The sequence below is a fragment of the Rhizobium brockwellii genome, from assembly GCF_000769405.2.
GTDB classification, from domain to species: Bacteria; Pseudomonadota; Alphaproteobacteria; order Rhizobiales; family Rhizobiaceae; genus Rhizobium; species Rhizobium brockwellii.
The window spans coordinates 1,178,237-1,196,788 of record NZ_CP053439.1 but is presented as its reverse complement, the minus strand read 5'-3'; the positions used below and the strand labels follow the sequence as shown (position 1 = coordinate 1,196,788).

The 18,552-nt window shown below is 61.7% G+C and carries 17 protein-coding genes; 8 read left to right on the top strand and 9 right to left on the bottom strand.

What is annotated here, in order from left to right; all coding sequences use genetic code 11:
- Positions 1 to 46: 46 nt before the first annotated feature.
- Positions 47 to 496, bottom strand: a complete 450-nt coding sequence (locus tag RLCC275e_RS06090) for a DNA polymerase III subunit chi (protein WP_033180429.1) — start codon at positions 494 to 496, stop codon at positions 47 to 49.
- Positions 496 to 1,986 carry a leucyl aminopeptidase gene (locus RLCC275e_RS06085; RefSeq protein WP_130707444.1) on the bottom strand — a complete coding sequence of 497 codons (1,491 nt, stop codon included), beginning with the start codon at positions 1,984 to 1,986 and terminating at the stop codon, positions 496 to 498. The genes RLCC275e_RS06090 and RLCC275e_RS06085 overlap by 1 nt, the downstream gene beginning before the upstream one ends.
- Before the next feature lie 144 nt (positions 1,987 to 2,130).
- Here RLCC275e_RS06085 and RLCC275e_RS06080 point away from each other — a divergent pair, with 144 nt between their 5' ends.
- The 7 genes from RLCC275e_RS06080 (at position 2,131) to rsmA (ending at position 10,592) form a co-directional block, all read left to right on the top strand.
- Positions 2,131 to 2,904, top strand: coding sequence for a phosphatase PAP2 family protein (locus RLCC275e_RS06080; RefSeq protein ID WP_033180431.1), 774 nt, complete (start codon positions 2,131 to 2,133; stop codon positions 2,902 to 2,904).
- Between the two features lie 100 nt (positions 2,905 to 3,004).
- A complete protein-coding gene (gene lptF, locus RLCC275e_RS06075) occupies positions 3,005 to 4,186 on the top strand; it encodes an LPS export ABC transporter permease LptF (protein WP_033180689.1) in 1,182 nt (393 codons plus the stop codon).
- On the top strand, positions 4,183 to 5,271 hold the full coding sequence (gene lptG, locus RLCC275e_RS06070) for an LPS export ABC transporter permease LptG (RefSeq protein WP_003558202.1): 1,089 nt from the start codon (positions 4,183 to 4,185) through the stop codon (positions 5,269 to 5,271). Before lptF ends, lptG begins: the two co-directional genes overlap by 4 nt.
- Positions 5,271 to 7,601 (top strand): LPS-assembly protein LptD, encoded by a 2,331-nt coding sequence (locus RLCC275e_RS06065; protein WP_033180432.1) that lies wholly within the window; start codon positions 5,271 to 5,273, stop codon positions 7,599 to 7,601. Before lptG ends, RLCC275e_RS06065 begins: the two co-directional genes overlap by 1 nt.
- Before the next feature lie 184 nt (positions 7,602 to 7,785).
- The gene (locus RLCC275e_RS06060) at positions 7,786 to 8,730 is read left to right on the top strand and encodes a SurA N-terminal domain-containing protein (RefSeq protein ID WP_130707443.1); all 945 of its coding nucleotides are present in this window, start codon (positions 7,786 to 7,788) and stop codon (positions 8,728 to 8,730) included.
- Between the two features lie 6 nt (positions 8,731 to 8,736).
- Complete coding sequence (gene pdxA / locus RLCC275e_RS06055) at positions 8,737 to 9,765, top strand: 4-hydroxythreonine-4-phosphate dehydrogenase PdxA (protein WP_033180434.1); 1,029 nt, start codon at positions 8,737 to 8,739, stop codon at positions 9,763 to 9,765.
- Positions 9,765 to 10,592 carry a 16S rRNA (adenine(1518)-N(6)/adenine(1519)-N(6))-dimethyltransferase RsmA gene (gene rsmA / locus RLCC275e_RS06050; RefSeq protein WP_003558194.1) on the top strand — a complete coding sequence of 276 codons (828 nt, stop codon included), beginning with the start codon at positions 9,765 to 9,767 and terminating at the stop codon, positions 10,590 to 10,592. The genes pdxA and rsmA overlap by 1 nt, the downstream gene beginning before the upstream one ends.
- Before the next feature lie 44 nt (positions 10,593 to 10,636).
- Here rsmA and gmk read toward each other — a convergent pair whose 3' ends face one another.
- The 7 genes from gmk to fabD all read right to left on the bottom strand — a co-directional run bounded on the left by gmk (position 10,637) and on the right by fabD (position 17,222).
- The gene (gene gmk / locus RLCC275e_RS06045) at positions 10,637 to 11,299 is read right to left on the bottom strand and encodes a guanylate kinase (RefSeq protein ID WP_003547062.1); all 663 of its coding nucleotides are present in this window, start codon (positions 11,297 to 11,299) and stop codon (positions 10,637 to 10,639) included.
- A 3-nt stretch (positions 11,300 to 11,302) separates the two neighbouring features.
- Positions 11,303 to 12,190 carry a YicC/YloC family endoribonuclease gene (locus RLCC275e_RS06040; RefSeq protein ID WP_033180435.1) on the bottom strand — a complete coding sequence of 296 codons (888 nt, stop codon included), beginning with the start codon at positions 12,188 to 12,190 and terminating at the stop codon, positions 11,303 to 11,305.
- A gap of 18 nt (positions 12,191 to 12,208) precedes the next feature.
- Positions 12,209 to 13,426, bottom strand: coding sequence for an endolytic transglycosylase MltG (mltG, locus tag RLCC275e_RS06035; RefSeq protein ID WP_003558190.1), 1,218 nt, complete (start codon positions 13,424 to 13,426; stop codon positions 12,209 to 12,211).
- A gap of 183 nt (positions 13,427 to 13,609) precedes the next feature.
- Positions 13,610 to 14,872 carry a beta-ketoacyl-ACP synthase II gene (gene fabF / locus RLCC275e_RS06030; RefSeq protein ID WP_033180436.1) on the bottom strand — a complete coding sequence of 421 codons (1,263 nt, stop codon included), beginning with the start codon at positions 14,870 to 14,872 and terminating at the stop codon, positions 13,610 to 13,612.
- Positions 14,873 to 14,965: 93 nt separating this feature from the next.
- Complete coding sequence (locus RLCC275e_RS06025; RefSeq protein ID WP_003547058.1) at positions 14,966 to 15,202, bottom strand: acyl carrier protein; 237 nt, start codon at positions 15,200 to 15,202, stop codon at positions 14,966 to 14,968.
- Between the two features lie 286 nt (positions 15,203 to 15,488).
- Positions 15,489 to 16,226, bottom strand: a complete 738-nt coding sequence (gene fabG / locus RLCC275e_RS06020; RefSeq protein WP_033180437.1) for a 3-oxoacyl-[acyl-carrier-protein] reductase — start codon at positions 16,224 to 16,226, stop codon at positions 15,489 to 15,491.
- A gap of 51 nt (positions 16,227 to 16,277) precedes the next feature.
- Positions 16,278 to 17,222 carry an ACP S-malonyltransferase gene (gene fabD, locus RLCC275e_RS06015; protein ID WP_033180438.1) on the bottom strand — a complete coding sequence of 315 codons (945 nt, stop codon included), beginning with the start codon at positions 17,220 to 17,222 and terminating at the stop codon, positions 16,278 to 16,280.
- Between the two features lie 213 nt (positions 17,223 to 17,435).
- Here fabD and RLCC275e_RS06010 point away from each other — a divergent pair, with 213 nt between their 5' ends.
- Complete coding sequence (locus RLCC275e_RS06010; protein WP_033180439.1) at positions 17,436 to 18,479, top strand: aldo/keto reductase; 1,044 nt, start codon at positions 17,436 to 17,438, stop codon at positions 18,477 to 18,479.
- The last annotated feature ends 73 nt before the right edge of the window (positions 18,480 to 18,552 follow it).

Here is an 18,552-nt window from a genome sequence, read left to right as displayed (position 1 = left end):
TGGCGCGTCTAAAAAGACGCGCCAGGCTCTGGTGTCGGTAAAACGCTCAGGCCTTCTTCTCCCAACGCCCCTCTGACGTCTGCTGCCAATAGGTGAGGTTGTGCCCCTCGCCTTTCAGCTTCTTCCACTGCGCACGGGCGGCCTCCAGTTGCTCCTGGTCGTGACCGTCGAACATGAAGACGATGCGCTCATAGGCATCGGCCGGCGGCGGCTCGGCGCCGTCGACGATGAAACGCACGGTCGCCGCATTGGCGTTGTCCGACGTCACCGTCAAAAGCACCGGCTGGCTTTCGGCGAAATCCGCCTCGTCGGTGCCGTGCGGCAGGAAGCTCTCCTCGCGGAAAGTCCAAAGATGCTGATCGAGAGCATCACGCCGCGCCGGCTCGCGCGTCTGGACGGCAACGCGCCAGCCGCGCTCGACGCTTTTGTCGATGAGCGGCGGAAGCGCGTCCTCCAGCCTGGTTTCGGTCAGATGGTAGAAGAGAACGTCTGTCATCAGGATTCATAATGGGCGCGAACAAGCTCGTCGAGCAGGCGCACGCCGAAGCCGGAACCCCAGGACTGGTTGATCTCGTCCTGCGGCGAACCCATCGCCGTGCCGGCAATATCGAGATGCGCCCACGGTGTGTCCTGCACGAAGCGCTTGAGGAAATGCGCGGCGGTGATCGAGCCGGCCTGTCGGCCGCCGGTGTTCTTCATATCGGCGAACTTGCTGTCGATCAGCTTGTCGTATTCCCTGCCGAGCGGCATGCGCCAGAGTTTTTCGTTGCTCGACAGGCCGGCTGCCGTCAGTTGGGCGGAAAGCTGGTCGTCATTGGAGAACAGGCCGGCATGCACATTGCCGAGCGCCACGACGATCGCCCCGGTCAGCGTGGCGAGATTGATCATGAACTGCGGCTTGAAGCGGTCGTTGCAGTACCAGAGCGCATCGCAGAGCACGAGGCGGCCTTCGGCATCGGTGTTGATCACCTCGATCGTTTGGCCGGACATCGACGTGACGATATCACCAGGACGCTGGGCGTTGCCGTCAGGCATGTTCTCGACCAGGCCGATGATGCCGACCGCGTTGACGGCGGCCTTGCGGGAGGCGAGCACATGCATGAGGCCGGTGACGGCTGCGGCACCGCCCATATCGCCCTTCATGTCCTCCATGCCGGCCGCCGGCTTGATCGAAATGCCGCCGGTATCGAAGACGACACCCTTGCCGACAAAGGCAACGGGACGATCCTTGCCCTTGCCGCCCTTCCACTGCATGACCGCCAGGCGTGGCGGGCGCACGGAGCCCTGGGCGACGCCGAGAAGGGCGCCCATCCCAAAACGGCGCATCTCTCGCTCCGTCAGGATTTCCACTTCGACGCCGAGCTTTTCCAGCTCCTTCGCCTTGGCGGCGAACTCGACGGGGCCGAGCACGTTCGGCGGTTCGTTGACGAGGTCACGGGCCAGATTGACGCCGCCGGCGATCGCTTCGGAAGCGGAAAACGCCTTCTTGGCACCAGCCGGATCGGCGGTGACAATCGTCACCTTGACGGACTTCGCCGGTTTTTCCTCGTCGTCGCCCTTCTTCGTCTTGTAGGTATCGAAGCTATAGGCGCGCAGCAGCATGCCGAGCGCGAAATCGGCGGCTGCCCGCGCGCTGGTCTCAAGGCCAGGCACGTCGATGAACACGGCGGTCTTGTCGGTGTTCTTGATTCTCGATGCCGCAGCACCGCCGGCCTTCAACCAGTCATGGGCGGTGAGTTCGGCGGCCTTGCCGAGCCCGATGACGACGATGCGGTCGACGGGCGCGCCTTCGGGGGCGACAATATCGAGCCCCCCCATGGATTTCGCGGAGAATCGGGCGATCCTGGCAGCCTTGGCGATCACGCCTGCCGGGTCGACCGTATCAGCGCCGGCAGCGCTGTCGGCCTCCGCAGTCTTCAACAGGATCGCCAGGCCGCCATTGGGCTTTGCCGACTTCGAGAATGAAATTTCCAACTTTGCTGACATGTCTTCTCCGCTAGGATTCTTTGAAATCCGTCCCTCGCGGATAATTTCGCCTTTGGCGGGTCTGTCAATGGCTTGCGACAATTGTTATGGTCGCCCGCAGCCATCAGGGCTCTCATGCTTTCGTCAGTTTCGTAGATATTCGCGTTGACAGTTTTTTCGAAAAATCGATGGCGGGACCTCGCAATCCGCCTGCCGAAAACGACTTTCGGTGCATTCATGCTGTTGTTTTGGACGTGGTGGGCGCTGCTTGCCGTCTTCCGCGCATTCCCCGAAATAGACATTTATTTTTCCGAGCTTTTTTTCGTGGGCGCAGATTGCGACGCGACTGCTGCTGCCGGGAGCATCTGCGGCGGCTTTCCCTATCGCGACGTCGCGACCTTCGACCTGCTACGCACCGTCTTCTTCCGCCTGCCCTATGTGGTGGCGATCGTGATGGTGTGGAAACTCGTCGAGTGCTACCGGCAGCATGGCGCGACCTTCAACGCCGAGCGGGCGCAAAAGCTCAAAGTCGCGCTCGGAACGCTGCTGATCGGGCCGGTGCTGCTCGTCAATGTCGTCCTGAAGGAACATTGGGGCCGGCCGCGGCCGATACAGACGGACATTTTCGGCGGTGCGCTGCATTTCGCCGAGGCAGGTTCGCTTGCCGGAAAATGCGTTTCGAACTGCTCGTTCATCTCAGGCGAGGCGGCGAGTGCCGGCTGGCTCTTTTGCCTTCTGCTCTTCGTTCCGAAATCCCTGCGTTATGTGCTGGCGCCGCCCGTGGTGGCGATCTCGATCCTCACGCCGGCGATGCGGCTATCCTTCGGCGCGCACTACCTTTCCGACGTCGTTCTCGGATGGCTTTCCTCGCTTGTCGTCTTCGCCGCATTGCTGGCGTTAACTGAGTCGCAACAGCATCAAAAAAATTCTGAAATTTGAATGAATTTTTGACACCAGCTTGTCGCAAAAGCGCGACAAAGAGCGTAGAGGGATTCTCCTGCAAAGCCGTTTGGGCGTGCAGGTGCTTTCAAGGGCAGGCATGAAACTACTCGAGACATACATATTGCGGCGCGTCGGCCAGATGTTTCTCGTGGCGCTCCTGCCCGTTTTGGCGATCATTTGGACGACTCAGGTTCTGCAGCGCATCAATCTGGTCACCGACAGCGGCCAGTCGATCGGCTCGTTCGCCAAGCTGGCGACGATGATCCTGCCGTCGATCATTCCCGTCGTGCTGCCCTTCGCCCTCGTTATCGCGATCACCCAGACGCTGACGACGATGAACAATGATTCCGAGCTGACCGTCATCGATGCGGCGGGGGCGCGGCGCAGCGTACTGATCCGCCCGATCCTGCTGCTTGCCGCCGTCATCAGCGTCTTTTCCTTTTTCGTCGACAACGTCGTCGAGCCGCGCGCAAAGACCGTCGTGCGCCAGATGATCGCCGAGACCTATGCTGACCTCCTCTCTTCGGTGATCGAGGAAAAGACCTTCCGCAAGCTCGATGAAGGCCTGTATGTGCAGATCTCGAAGCGGATGGCCGGCCGCATGCTGAAGGGCCTTTTCGTCGCCGACGAGCGCGACCCGGCCTACGAACTGATCTATTATGCGAAGGAAGGCGCCGTCGACGATACGGGCACGACGCTGATCATGCATGAGGGCGAAGTGCACCGCAAAACGCCCGATGGCAACGTCTCGGTCATCAATTTCGATTCCTATTCCTTCGACCTCTCGGACATGACGGAGAATCGCGGTCAGGCGACGCTGCGCGCCAGCGACCGTGACCTGTGGTTCCTGTTCAATCCGGATCCGGCCGACAAGGACTATACGATCCGGCCGCAGAGCTACCGCGCCGAACTGCATCGGCGGCTGACGGACTGGATCCTGCCCGTCGTCTTTGCACTGTTTTCGCTGGCGATCGCGGGCGACGCGCGCTCGCACCGCGAAGCGCGGCTGCATCCGATGGTGAGCGCTCTCGCCTATGCCTTCGCGATGCGATGGGCGGCCTTCTACGCAGCCAATCAGATCGACACCGACCCTGAATATATCGCCGTCCTCTACGCCATCCCGATCGTCAGCAGCATCGTCTCGATCATCTTCCTCGGCCTGCACAAACGACTGGTCATGCCGTCGTTCATCCGGGATCGGGTTTCGTCGTTCTGGAGAGGGATGCAGGAAAGGCTGCTTGCCGTGACCGGCAGGACCGGCGGGGGCGCTGCCCAATGATGTTCGGGACATTGTCGCGTTATTTCTTTCGCCGCTATCTAGTGACGACGGGCTGGTTCCTGATCGGCGTCTCGGCGATTTCTTTCCTCCTCGATTTCAGCGAGACGGCGGGCCGCATGTCCGGCCTTCCCGGCTACACGATCGGCGGCGGCGTCCTGATGACCGCCGTGCGCCTGCCGCTCATCCTTCAGCAGACCGTGCCGTTCATCGCTCTCTTCGTCGGCATGACGGTGCTGATCGGCCTCAACCGCAAATATGAACTCGTCGTCACGCGCGCAGCCGGCATTTCGGTCTGGCAGTTCATGTTCCCCTTCATCGCCGGCTCGCTGGTGCTCGGCCTGTTGACGATGGCGGCGCTGAACCCGCTTGCCGCCTGGGGACAGCGCCAGGCGCTGCTGGTCGAATCCGACTGGCGCGGCGAGAACGCAGTTCTTCGCAAGGCGCCGCAGATTCCGTGGCTGCGCCAGATCAGCGGCCGGGACGATGTCATCATCGGCGCCCAGACGGTCCAGGAGAACGGAACCAAGCTGATCGACGCGGTGCTGATCCATTTCGATTCGAGCGGTCAGGTCATTCTGAGACAGGACGCCGCCACGGCAAAATTGGAAGATGGTTACTGGCAACTTAACAACGTTGTCGAGCGTAAGCCTGGCGAAATCCCCGTGCGTAAAGCTTCGGTTCAACTTCGCACCAATCTGAAACAGGACTTCGTCCAGGAGCGGCTGACAGCGCCGGAAACAATTGGTTTCTTTGACCTTTCCAACCGGATTGCGGCGGCCAAATCCTTCGGCATCTCTACCAAGGCGCTGGAGACGCAATTCAACTCCCTGTTGTCCCAGCCATTGCTGCTGGTGGCCATGACTTTCATAGCCGCAACTGTGTCCCTGAAATTTAGCCGGTTCAACCAATCCCGCTCCGTGATTCTGGGTGGCATCCTTTCGGGCTTCATGCTTTATGTCATCACCGTGCTTGTAAAGGCATTCGGAAGCAGTGGAGTTGTGCCCCCCTTCGTGGCGACGTGGATACCGGTGGTCGTCGCGCTGGCCTTGGGTGCGACTATTCTGCTTCATCAGGAGGACGGCTAGTGGCGGCAGGCGACCGCAAGTATTTTATTAGTAAACAGCTGGTTGCCCTGCTTGTCGGTGCGACTCTATGTTCCTATTTCGGCAGCGTCCCGGCCTCTTACGGCCAGGCCAGCGCGCCTGAACAAAATATCGAGACGAAGATCCCCGAAGGGGCCAAGCTTCTGCTTTCGGCCAATGAACTGGTCTATAACCGTGACGCCGATCTGGTGTCGGCGGTCGGCGGCGTGCAGATCAACTATGGCGGCTATAAAATGGTCGCGCAGAAGGTCGAGTACAATCAGAAGACCGGCCGGATGATGGCGCTTGGCAATGTCGAGTTGGTCAGCCCGGACGGCAACCGTATCTATGCCGACAACCTTGATGTGACCGACAATTTTGCCGACGGGTTCCTGAACTCGTTGCGCATCGAGACCGCCGACAATACCCGCATCGTCGCCGAAAGCGGCGAGCGCGTCGGCGGCACGAAGATGATTCTCAACAAGGGCGTTTACACGGCCTGCCTTCCCTGCGCCGAAGATCCGAAGCGCGCCCCTTTCTGGCAGGTCAAGGCCCAGCGGGTGATCCAGAACGGCGAGACGCATACGATCCGTCTTGAGAGAGCGCGCTTCGAGCTGCTTGGCCATCCGATCGCCTTCCTGCCGTTCATCGAAGTTCCCGACAATACGGTGAAGCGCAAGTCGGGCTTTCTCTTCCCGACGATGAGCCTGTCGCAGAATCTCGGCTTCGGTCTTTCCGTTCCTTACTATTATGTGATCTCGCCGAGCATGGACGCGACGGTCACCGCCACGGGCTACACGGCCCAGGGCTTCCTCGTCGAAGGCGAATTCCGCCAGCGCTTCGAAAATGGCACGCATATCCTGCGCGTTGCCGGCATCGATCAGGCAAAGCCGGGCAATTTCAGCTCCGGCACCAGCGATGCCGAAGCCGGCCAGCGCGGCATGGTGGCATCGAAGGCCGAATTCCGCATCAATCCGCGCTGGACGTTCGGCTGGGACGTCATGATGCAGAGCGACAACAATTTCTCGAAAACTTACAAGCTGCGGGGCCTGACCGGCACGGATCGTACCAACCAGATCTACCTGACAGGGCTCGGGAAACGCAATTATTTCGACATGCGGGCGTTCTATTTCGACATCCAGGATGCCGACCGGAAGAACACCGCCGAAAAGCAGCAGGCGATCGTCTATCCGTCGCTTGACTATCATTACGTGGCGCCGCAGCCGCTTGCAGGCGGCGAGCTTTCGGCGGACGTCAATCTGACGAATATTTCGCGCACCCATGACGACTTCTATACCGTCGACGGCTTCGACCGCTTCCGCGGCCTGAAAGGCCAGACCTCGCGGCTGACTGCCGAGCTGCAGTGGAAGCGCACCTATGTCACGCCGACCGGCCTGGTAATCACGCCGTTGCTGGCCGCGCGCGGCGATGCCTTCGCGCTGAACATGGATGACCCCACCGGCTACACCGGCAACTACATCGACGGCAATTCCGCCACCCGCTCCATGTTCACGGCCGGGCTGGAGATGCGTTATCCGATCCTGATGACGACTGACAATAGCACACATATCCTCGAGCCGATCGCACAGATCTATGCCCGCCCCGACGAGCAGCTGGCAGGCCGCCTGCCGAACGAGGATGCGCAAAGCTTCGTCTTCGACGCCACCTCGCTGTTCGACCGCGACAAGTTCTCGGGCTACGACCGGGTCGAAGGCGGTACACGCGCCAATGTCGGTATCCAGTACACCGGTACATTCGACAGCGGCTACAAGCTGCACGGCATCTTCGGCCAGTCCTATCAGATCGCCGGCCAGAACTCGTTTGCGACCGATGATCTCGTCAATGTCGGCGCCGATTCCGGCCTTGAAACCACTCGCTCCGACTATGTCGGTCTCGGCGGCGTCGAGACGCCGTATGGCGTTTCGGTGACGGCCTCCTACCGCCTCGACGAGAAGGATTTCGAGTTCCGCCGCGGTGACCTGACCACGGCCTACCAGAACGACACCTTCTCTACGCAGGTGACCTTCACCCATCTCAGCGCCCAGCCGGCATATGGCTTCGCCGACGATAACGACGAGATCCAGACCAGTAGCAGGGTCAAATTCAAGGATTACTGGTCGATCTTCGGCGGCATCGCCTGGGATCTGAACAATGATGTGATCAGCCGCCGGACGCTTGGTCTCTCCTATGACGACGAATGTACGATCTTCACGATCGCCTATACGGACAGCAGGGATTCCGACGACGCGACGGCAAGCGACTGGACGATCGGCGCACGGCTGACCTTCCGCACGCTCGGCGACATCAAGATCGGCTCCGACACCCTGGAATGACGGGCGGACGGCGCAAAGATGGGCTGAAGCCATTCTTTCGCCGTAAGCCTGTGCAGGACATTGCCGCCAGTCTATATCTGAGGCATAGGGGTTTCGCGCCGTGACGGAAGCGATTTCCGCGTGTCTCGCACTGTGGTAAGAACGCCGCGAACAACGGCTCGCGACGCTATCGGGAGGTCAACAGATGATTGACGCGAAAAAAGCCATAACCAAATTCCTCGCCGGGGCAGCGCTTGCATTGCTGACAGGCTTTGCCGGTTCAGCGCTTGCGGCCAGTGAAGTCAAGGCCGTGGTGAACGGCACGGCCATCACCAGCGGCGATGTCGCCAAGCGCCAGGCCTTCCTGCGCCTGCAGCATACGAAGGCCGATGCCAAGACCGCCGAGGAGCAATTGATCGACGAGGCGCTCAAGCGGCAGGAAGTCACCCGCGTCCATATGTCGGTTTCGCAGCAGGACGTCGATGCGTCTTTCGCGCGCTTTTCGAGCGGCAACAAGCTTTCCCCTGAGCAGATGTCGCAGATCCTCGATCGCGCCGGCGTCGGCGTCGATCATTTCAAGGGTTTCATCGCCGTGCAGATGAGCTGGCCGCGTGTCGTCAACGCCCGATACGGCTCGACCTCGCGGCTATCGAACTATGATCTCGTCTCGCGCATGATGCAGAACAACAAGCAGAAGCCGGTGACGACGGAATATATGCTGCAGCAGGTCATCTTCGTCATTCCGCAAGCCAAGCGCGGCGCCATCACTGGCAAGCGCAAGGGCGAGGCCGAGGCGTCGCGCTCCAAATTTCCGGGCTGCGATCAGGCAAAGGTGTTTGCCGCGACGATGCGCGACGTTTCCGTGCGCGATCTCGGCCGCATGCTCGCCCCCGAGATCCCGCCGGATTGGAAGCCGCTGGTCGAGCAGGCCAAGGGCAACACGACAGGGACCCGCGTCACCGACAAGGGCGTCGAATATCTGGCAATCTGCAGCCAGCGGCAGGTCTCCGACGACCAGGCCGCCGAGATGGTCTTCCGCCAGGAAGATCTCGACAAGTCCAAGGGTGGCAAGGACGCCAGCCCGGAAAACGAAAACAGCAAGAAATACCTGGATGAACTGCGCAAAAAGGCGCAGATCGCCTATCGCTGACCGACAATGGCGATACCGTTTTCGCGACCGCTTGCACTGAGCCAGGGCGACCCCGCCGGCATCGGGCCGGATATTACTTTGATGGCCTGGCTGAGGCGGCGTGAACTCGGGCTGCCGCCTTTCTTCCTGATCGGCGATCCCGATGTTCTGGCGTTGAGAGCCCGCCAACTCAATCTGGCGGTTTCGATCCGCGAGACCGATAAAGCCAGCGAAGCCGCCGGGATGTTTGCCGACGCGCTGCCCGTCATGACCATACCTGTTGGTATCGAGGTCGTGGCCGGCGAACCGCATGCGGCAACGGCGAAAGGCACGATTGCGTCGATCGAGAAAGCCGTGTCGCTTGTCATCAGCGGCGAGGCGCTCGCGGTCGTCACCAATCCGATCGCCAAGGCCGTGCTTTACGAGGCAGGTTTCCGGTTTCCCGGCCATACCGAATTTCTCGCCGAACTCGCCGCCAGGGCGACCGGCCGGCCGGTGACACCTGTCATGATGCTGTCCGGACCGAAGCTCAGGGCCATTCCCGTCACCATCCATATTCCGGTCCGCGACGTGCCGGCGGCGCTGACGGGCGAACTGATCATGGAAACCTGCCGGATCGCCCATGCAGACCTGAAGCAGCGCTTCGGCATCGAGGCACCGCGGCTCGCCGTTGCCGGCCTCAACCCGCATGCGGGCGAAGGCGGGGCGATCGGCACGGAGGACGAGGACATCATCCGTCCGGCGATCGAGCGCCTGCGCGACGAGGGCATCGATGCGATCGGCCCCCTGCCCGCCGATACGATGTTCCATGACGAGGCGCGGGCGCGATACGACGTCGCCATCTGCATGTATCACGATCAGGCGCTGATCCCGGCCAAGGCACTTGGTTTCGACGACAGCGTCAACGTGACGCTCGGGCTTCCCTTCGTGCGCACCTCGCCGGATCACGGCACCGCTTTCGGCATTGCCGGCAAGGGGCTGGCGCGCGAGCACAGCCTCGTTGCAGCGCTGAAGCTCGCCGCCCAGCTCGGCCGCAGTGTGGAAAGCCGCCGCTGATGGCAGCACTCGATGGCCTGCCGCCGCTTCGCGACGTCATCCAGCGTCACGGCCTCGATGCGCGCAAGGCGCTCGGGCAGAATTTCCTGCTCGACCTCAACCTCACGCAGAAAATCGCCCGCACGGCGGGCACACTCGAAGAGGCGACCATCGTTGAGGTCGGCCCCGGCCCTGGCGGATTGACGCGGGCGATCCTGGCGCTCGGCGCCAGAAAGGTCATCGCCATCGAGCGGGATCCCCGCTGCCTGCCGGCACTCGCCGAGATCGCCGATCATTATCCCGGCCGGCTGGAGGTGATCGAAGGCGATGCGCTGAAGATTGATTTCGAGACCTTGGTCCCGGAAGGCCCGGTCAAGATCATCGCCAACCTGCCCTACAATGTCGGCACGCAGTTGCTGGTCAATTGGCTACTGCCGAAAGCCTGGCCGCCGTTCTGGCAGTCGCTGACGCTGATGTTTCAGAAGGAAGTCGGCGAGCGTATCGTCGCCAACGAAGACGATGACCATTACGGCCGCCTCGGCGTGCTCTGCGGCTGGCGGACGGAGGCACGCATGGCCTTCGACGTGCCGCCGCAAGCCTTCACGCCACCGCCGAAAGTGACGTCGACGGTCGTGCATCTCACACCCCGCGAAAACCCCATCCCCTGCACCGTCGCCAACCTGGAAAAGGTGACGCAGGCGGCTTTCGGCCAGCGCCGCAAGATGCTGCGACAAAGCCTGAAACCGCTCGGCGGCGAGAGCCTGCTCGTCAAGGCCGGAATCGATCCGGCGCGGCGGGCTGAAACCTTGTCCGTCGAGGAATTCTGCCTTCTCGCAAACAGCCTGTAGGGCAACTCCAGCGAGGTGCGAAGCGGTTTTCCTAGGAGTTTACTCTAAAGCGACGGCGTCTCTTCCAGCAACTCGCGGACGAAGTCGAACATGCCGTGGCGGCGGTCGCGGCGCAGGCGTTCGGCCTTGACGATCGACTGGACGGCGTCAAGGGCGGCGTTGAGATCGTCATTGACGATGACGTAGTCGTATTCGCGCCAGTGGGCGATCTCGGCGCGGCTGTTGGCGAGGCGCGTCTGGATGACCTCCTCGGAATCCTCGGCACGGCGATGCAGCCGTGACTGCAGTTCCGTCATGGTCGGCGGCAGCACGAAGATCGAGACGACGTCGGCCGACATCTTCTCCTGCAATTGCTGGGCGCCCTGCCAATCGATGTCGAAGAGCATGTCGCGGCCTTCGCCCATGGCCTGCTCGACCGGCTCGCGCGGCGTGCCGTAGAAATTGCCATGCACCTCGGCCCATTCGAGCAGCGCGTCGCTATCGCGCAGCCGCTCGAACTCGCGCACACTCTTGAAGTGGTAGTGCACATCCTCGACTTCGCTCGGGCGGCGCTGGCGCGTGGTGACGCTGACGGAAAGGCCGATTTGCCTGTCGGTCTCCAGCAGCGTGCGCGCGATGGTGGACTTGCCGGCGCCTGACGGCGACGAGATGACAAGCATCAAACCGCGGCGGGCGATCTGCACGGGCGAGGATTTCGCCGGTTTCATGTCTTACTCCAAATTCTGGACCTGCTCGCGGAACTGGTCGATCACGACTTTCAGCTCGATGCCGGCAGCGGTGACCGCCGAGGCATTCGACTTCGAGCAGATGGTATTCGATTCGCGGTTAAATTCCTGTGCAAGGAAGTCCAGCCGGCGCCCGGCGGGGCCACCTTTCACCAGGAGATCGCGCGCTGCGGCGATATGAGCCTTCAGACGATCGATCTCCTCGCGCAGATCCGCCTTGGTCGCCAGCAGCGCGGCTTCGGCATGCAGCCTGTCGCGGTCGAGCGCGGCCATGCCGTCCATCAACAAGGTGACCTGCGCGGTAAGCCGCGCAGCGATCTCCTGCGGCGAACGCGAGGGATCGGCATCGATCATCCGTGTCAGACCTTCGATCGTCGTGACATGGTCGTGAAGAATGCGGGCCAGCGCCGCCCCTTCCTGTTGGCGCATTGCTCTCAAATCGGCAAGCGCGGCCAGCAGGCCGGCAGCGATATCGGCGTCACGGGCGGCAAGCGCCTCCTCGCCATCCTCGCTTTCGCGGAACTCGACGATGCCGCGCACCAGAAGCAGCGTATCGAGCTTCAGCGGCGCCGGATCGATGACACCGTCCAACTGCTCGCGCATGGCCAGCACGGCGGCGAGCGCTTGCCTGTTCAGCACCGCCTCGAAACGGTTCTCGTCGGCGGTGACGGATAGCGATGCCTGCAGGTTGCCGCGGCTGAAGCTTTCGCCGGCGAGGCGGCGGACGTCTGCCTCCATGCGTTCGAGGCCGGGCGGCAGGCGCAGGCGCAGGTCGAGGCCCTTGCCGTTGACCGAGCGCAATTCCCATGCCCAGCGCCAGCGGCCGCTCGTTCCCTCGCGCCGCGCAAAACCGGTCATGGACTGCAAAGCCATGCGTGCCTCCCGAAAGTCTCAGTTGATCTTCTTTTTCTTCGGCGGCGCGACGGTCGCGCCACTATCCGCCGGCTGCTCTTCCGGCTGGCCGTCGACTGCGATGTTCGGGTCCGAACCCTTGTCGGCTTCGAGCTTGCGCCAGCGCTTGACGTTGGCATTGTGCTCCTCGAGCGTCGCAGCGAAAACATGGCCGCCGGAGCCGTCGGCGACGAAATAGAGGTCCTGCGTCTTCCAGGGATTGGCGACGGCTTCCAGCGCATCCTTACCGGGATTGGCGATTGGCGTCGGCGGCAGACCCTTGATGACATAGGTGTTGTAAGGTGTATCCCGCTTCAGGTCCGACTGGTAGATCGGCCGGTCGGCCGGTTTGCCTTCGCCGCCGAAGAGGCCGTAGATGATCGTCGGGTCGGACTGCAGGCGCATGCCCTTGCCGAGCCGGTTCAGGAAAACGGAGGCGACGTGGGCTCGCTCGTCGGGAACACCGGTTTCCTTTTCGACGATCGAGGCGAGTGTCACGAACTCCTCCTTGGATCGCAGCGGCAGCGAGGAGTCGCGCTTGTCCCAGATCTGATCGACGAGCTTCTGCTGCGCAGCCGCCATCTGTTCGATGATTTCCGAGCGCTTGGTGCCGCGCGAGAATTTGTAGGTATCTGGACGCAGGCTGCCCTCGGTCGGCAATGCTGCCGGCAAGTCGCCTTCCAGCACGGTATCCTGCAGCATGCGGTCGAACATCTGGCGGACCGTCAGGCCCTCAGGGAAGGAAACGGAATAGAGAATGGACTTGCCCGATTTCAGAAGCTCCATGATATCCCTCATGGAGGCCCTCGCCTTGATCTCGTATTCACCCGCCTTCAGGCTCTCACCGGCAGAAAGATGCGTTGCCGTGAGATAGCGGAAGATGCGGGCATCGCTGATGATCGCGTTGCGCTCGAGGTTCGAGGCGATTTCGGTCAGACCAGCGCCGTTGCGGACGATGAAATTGGTGTTGGTCTGCAGCGGACCGGGGTTCCGATAGGTCGATGTGGCGTAGTAGAAGCCGATGATGGCGACGACGCAGACCAGAACCGCCATCGTCATGATGAAGTTCAGGAAAAGAACGACCTGGCCGCGGGCTTTCTTGGACCGCTTCGGCGGCTCCGGAACGCGTTCCGGACGCAGGGCTTCGCTCGGCGACTTCGGGATGATCGGTCCCTTCTGCGCCTGGGTATCGTTGCTCTGGTTCGTCGTATCGCTCACCGGCAATCCTCTAAAACTTGACCCTCACTTCGCTATTTCGCGAAGCAATGCGGCAAAAGCAGGTTCTGCCGCCGTTCAACGACGCCGCTGCCGGTCGTTATGCTTTCGCACGCCCTGCTACGCAACGTAGAGGACGGCAGGCAAGCGGTGTAAGGGAGACCCAATACACCGCTTGCAGGACTCTTATTGCGCGTAACGGCGCAGTACGAGCGACGCGTTCGTGCCGCCGAATCCGAACGAGTTGGACAGCGCCACATTGATTTCCCGCTCACGCGCCTTGTGCGGGACAAGATCGATCGCCGTCTCACGTTCGGGATTGTCGAGATTGAGCGTCGGCGGCGCAATATTGTCGCGAATGGCGAGCGTGGTGAAGATCGCCTCGATGGCGCCGGCAGCACCGAGAAGGTGTCCTGTCGCCGACTTGGTCGAAGACATGGAGATCTTCGACGCCGCAGTGCCGACCAGCCGCTCGACGGCGCCGAGTTCGATCGTGTCGGCCATGGTCGAGGTACCGTGGGCATTGATGTAGTCGATATCGGCCGGTGTCAGCCCGGCGCGCTTCAGCGCCATCGCCATGCAGCGGCCGGCGCCCTCGCCGTCTTCGGACGGCGCGGTGATGTGATAGGCATCGCCCGACAGGCCGTACCCGACGATTTCGGCATAGATCCTGGCGCCGCGCGCCTTGGCATGTTCCAGTTCTTCGAGCACAACGATGCCGGCGCCCTCGCCCATGACGAAGCCGTCACGGTCGCGATCATAGGGGCGCGACGCTTTCTTCGGGTCGTCATTGTGCTGGGTCGACAGCGCCTTGCAGGCGGCAAAACCTGCAAGCGAAATGCGGCTGACAGGGGATTCCGTGCCGCCGGCGACCATGACGTCGGCATCACCCAGCGCAATCAGCCGCGCGGCATCTCCGATCGCATGCGCACCCGTCGAGCAGGCGGTGACGACCGAATGATTGGGTCCGCGCAGCTTGTGGCGGATCGAGACCTGGCCGGAGACGAGGTTGATCAGGCGGCCGGGAATGAAGAAGGGGGAAATACGGCGCGGGCCCTTGTCGCGCAGGGTGTAACCCGCCTCGACGATGCCTTCGATTCCGCCGATGCCGGAGCCGATCAGCACGCCGGTGGCGATCTGGTCCTCATCGGTTTCAGGATGCCAGCCGGCATCGGCAAGCGCCATGTCGGCGGCGGCCATGCCGTAGATGATGAAGGGATCGACCTTGCGCTGCTCCTTTGGCTCCATCCACTGATCGACATTGAAGGTGCCGTCGGTGCCATCACCGATAGGAATACGACAGGCGATCTTGGCGGGAAGGTCGTCGACCTCGAATTCGGTGACGAGGCGGGCGCCGTTCTGACCGGCAAGCAGCCGGGACCACGTCACCTCGGTTCCGCATCCCAAGGGTGATACCATGCCGGTACCGGTGATGACGACACGTCTCATCGCGTGCTTCCCCCCGTCTGTTATGTTCTATGGAGAAATATGCCGAAAAGAAAAGGGCGGACTCCAGGCCCGCCCTTTCTCAAATTCACAGGATCAGGCCTGGGCCTTCTCAATGAACTTCACTGCATCGCCGACCGTCAGGATCGAGTCGGCAGCGTCGTCAGGAATTTCAACGCCGAATTCTTCTTCGAAAGCCATGACAAGTTCGACCGTGTCGAGCGAGTCAGCGCCCAGATCGTCGATAAAGCTGGCGCTCTCGACGACCTTGTCGGCATCAACGCCAAGATGATCAATAACAATTTTCTTTACGCGTTCTGCGATATCGCTCATGTCGGTTTCCTCGACCTTATGTCCTGATCGGAATGCCATCGCGGCACCCCTACCCTGTTTCAGCCTGCGATGTTTTCAGACATCCTCGGCAAACTCGTTTACCCGGCTTCAGAGATGTCCCAGGCTTGCAAAAAGCCCGCCGGTCCGTCTGCTTTCTCGGGACGACTGTTCACAGTCATGGCCCGCTTAACATGCTTTATGTCTGCCGCAAAGCCAGAAAATCAACGGTTCGTGATTGCTCAACATGCTATTGGCGGAAATATTCCCATGCCAGCGGTTTGTCGTTTCAGATCATCGCCATGCCGCCGTTTACATGCAGCGTCTGGCCCGTCATATAGGCAGCCTCGGAGGACGCAAGGTAAGCAACCGCCGAAGCGACTTCGCCACCCGTGCCCATGCGCTTCATCGGGATCGCCCCCATGATCGCTTCCTTCTGCTTGTCGTTCAGCTTGCCGGTCATGGCGCTCTCGATAAAACCGGGCGCCACGCAATTGACCGTCACGTTGCGGGTGGCGATTTCCTGCGCCAAGGACTTGGTGAAGCCGATCATGCCGGCCTTGGAGGCGCAGTAATTGGCCTGGCCCGGATTGCCGGTGACGCCGACGACGGAAGTGATGTTGATGATGCGGCCATAGCGGCGGCGCATCATCGGATGCGTCAATTCGCGCGTCAGGCGGAAGGTCGATGTCAGGTTTACCTCGAGGACGCTGTCCCAGTCCTCGTCGCTCATGCGCACGAAGAGGCCGTCGCGGGTGATGCCGGCATTGTTGACGAGGATGTCGACGCCTTCGAGGTCGGCTTCGGCCTTCTGACCAAGCGCCTTGACCTCATCGCGGTCGGAGAGGTTGGCCGGGAAGATCTTGACGCGCTCGCCGAGATCGGCGGCCAGCGCTTCCAGTTTCTCGACGCGGGTACCGTGCAGGCCGACGATGGCGCCCTGCTTATGAAGAAGGCGGGCGATTTCCTCGCCGATACCGCCCGATGCGCCTGTGACGAGAGCCTTGCGGCCTGAGAGATCGAGCATGGAAACGTTCCTTATAACAGGGACACCAAATCCGGTGTCCAGGGATACCAATCAGGCCATGAGGGCGGCGACGGCCGCGTCGATATCCGCCGGACCGTTGACGGAGATGCCGTTGATCGTCTTGTCGATGCGGCGGGCAAGGCCGGTCAGCACCTTGCCGGAGCCGAGTTCGTAAAGCGTCGTGACGCCATTTCCAGCGAACCATTCCACCGTCTCGCGCCAGCGGACCTGGCCGGTCACCTGCTCCACGAGGAGGTTCGCGATTTCGTCGGCGCTCGACACCGGAGCGGCACGGACATTGGCGATGACAGGCACGACGGGATCGGACTTGGCGACTTTTGCCAGCGCCTCGCGCATGGCGTCGGCGGCAGGCGCCATCAGTGTGGAATGGAAGGGAGCGGAGACCGGCAGCAGAATGGCACGCTTGGCGCCCTTGTCGGTCGCAAGGCCCGCCGCCTTTTCGACGGCTGCCTTCTCGCCCGAGATGACGATCTGGCCGCCGCCATTGTCGTTGGCGATCTGGCAGGCGCCGACGGCGGCCGCTGCCTCGCAGACGGCAACGACGTCGGCATGTTCGAGGCCGATGATCGCGGCCATGGCGCCGACGCCGACGGGAACGGCCGCCTGCATGGCATTGCCGCGGATGCGCAACAGCCGCGCGGTGTCGGCAAGCGAAAAGGTGCCGGCGGCGCAAAGCGCCGAATATTCGCCGAGCGAGTGGCCGGCGACGTAGGCGACCTTGGACTTCAGATCCAGCCCCTTGGCCTCCAGAACGCGGACAACGGCGATAGAGACGGCCATCAGCGCCGGCTGGGCGTTAGCCGTCAAGGTCAACGTATCCTCGGGACCGTTGAACATGACGTCCGAAAGCTTTTCACCGAGCGCCTCATCGACCTCTTGGAAAACGGCGCGGGCTTCGGCAAAATTCTCGGCGAGATCCTTGCCCATGCCGACGGCCTGACTGCCCTGACCGGGAAAAGTGAAAGCAATGGTCATTCTCATGTCCCTGGCTGATGCCCTGATTGCGCCCCTTAAGGCTGTTTTGCCTCCAATTGACATTCTTTCCGGCAGAGTCAAGTGGCGGCTCATTCTCCGCAAAGCCTTTCGCACTGGCGCAAAAGCCCGGTTTTTGCTCTTGCGCTCCGCCAAATCCAGCCTAGATTTGCGCGAACCCTCCCAAGGCTGTCACCTCTCTCCCAAGGTTTTTCCATGAAGTACAATTCGCTAGGCCGCACCGAGATTTCCGTTTCAGAGATTTGCCTTGGCACCATGACCTGGGGTTCGCAGAACAGCGAAGCCGATGCTCACGCACAGATGGACTACGCCGTCGAAAAGGGCGTCAATTTCTTCGATACGGCCGAACTTTATCCGACCACCCCGGTTTCGGCGGCGACACAGGGCCGGACGGAAGATTACATCGGCAGTTGGTTCAAGAAGACCGGCAAGCGCGGCGATATCGTGCTCGCCACCAAGGTCGCCGGCCGCGGCCGTGACTACATACGCGGCGGCGAAGGTGCCGATGCAAAGAATATCCGCCTGGCGCTCGAGGCCAGCCTGGCGCGGCTGAAGACGGATTACGTCGACCTCTACCAGATCCACTGGCCGAACCGCGGCCATTTCCATTTCCGTCAGAACTGGAGCTACAATCCCTTCAACCAGGACCGCGACGAGGCCGTCGCCAATATGCTCGACATTCTGGAAACGCTCGGCGCGCTGGTGAAGGAAGGCAAGATCCGCGCGATCGGCCTTTCCAACGAAACCACCTGGGGCATACAGAAATACCTGACGCTCTCCGAACAAAAGAGCCTGCCGCGGGTCGCCTGCGTCCAGAACGAATACAACTTGCTCTACCGCCATTTCGACCTCGATCTCGCCGAACTCTCGCATCATGAGGATGTCGGGCTGCTCGCCTATTCGCCGCTCGCCGGCGGCATCCTCTCCGGCAAATATATCGATGGCGGCAGGCCGAAAGGTTCGCGCGGTTCGATCAACCACGATATCGGCGGCCGCCTGCAGCCGCTGCAGGAACCGGCGACCAAAGCCTATCTGCAGATCGCCGCAACCTACGGCCTCGACCCGGCAGCAATGGCGCTCGCCTTCTGCCTGTCCAGGCCCTTCATGGCCTCGGCCATCATCGGCGCGACCTCGATGGAACAGTTGAAAATCGATATCGGCGCGGCAGACATTACGCTTTCGAACGAGGTGCTCACGGAGATCGCCAAAGTGCACCGGCAGTATCCGCTGACGCTCTGATCCTATTTGTTTCGCGCCTGCCCGATGCCGACCATTGCCCTGCATCGGGTTCGGGTGTCCGATTGCGCTTGCC

Bases quoted from the DNA above. Each gene is read 5' to 3' on its own strand.
- RLCC275e_RS06010 (WP_033180439.1), top strand. From the start codon at position 17,436: ATGAAGTACAATTCGCTAGGCCGCACCGAGATTTCCGTTTCAGAGATT.
- fabD (WP_033180438.1), bottom strand. From the start codon at position 17,222: ATGACCATTGCTTTCACTTTTCCCGGTCAGGGCAGTCAGGCCGTCGGC.
- RLCC275e_RS06090 (WP_033180429.1), bottom strand. From the start codon at position 496: ATGACAGACGTTCTCTTCTACCATCTGACCGAAACCAGGCTGGAGGAC.
- RLCC275e_RS06025 (WP_003547058.1), bottom strand. From the start codon at position 15,202: ATGAGCGATATCGCAGAACGCGTAAAGAAAATTGTTATTGATCATCTT.
- fabG (WP_033180437.1), bottom strand. From the start codon at position 16,226: ATGCTCGATCTCTCAGGCCGCAAGGCTCTCGTCACAGGCGCATCGGGC.
- rsmA (WP_003558194.1), top strand. From the start codon at position 9,765: ATGGCAGCACTCGATGGCCTGCCGCCGCTTCGCGACGTCATCCAGCGT.
- gmk (WP_003547062.1), bottom strand. From the start codon at position 11,299: ATGAAACCGGCGAAATCCTCGCCCGTGCAGATCGCCCGCCGCGGTTTG.
- RLCC275e_RS06085 (WP_130707444.1), bottom strand. From the start codon at position 1,986: ATGTCAGCAAAGTTGGAAATTTCATTCTCGAAGTCGGCAAAGCCCAAT.
- lptG (WP_003558202.1), top strand. From the start codon at position 4,183: ATGATGTTCGGGACATTGTCGCGTTATTTCTTTCGCCGCTATCTAGTG.
- lptF (WP_033180689.1), top strand. From the start codon at position 3,005: ATGAAACTACTCGAGACATACATATTGCGGCGCGTCGGCCAGATGTTT.
- pdxA (WP_033180434.1), top strand. From the start codon at position 8,737: ATGGCGATACCGTTTTCGCGACCGCTTGCACTGAGCCAGGGCGACCCC.
- RLCC275e_RS06040 (WP_033180435.1), bottom strand. From the start codon at position 12,190: ATGGCTTTGCAGTCCATGACCGGTTTTGCGCGGCGCGAGGGAACGAGC.
- fabF (WP_033180436.1), bottom strand. From the start codon at position 14,872: ATGAGACGTGTCGTCATCACCGGTACCGGCATGGTATCACCCTTGGGA.
- RLCC275e_RS06060 (WP_130707443.1), top strand. From the start codon at position 7,786: ATGATTGACGCGAAAAAAGCCATAACCAAATTCCTCGCCGGGGCAGCG.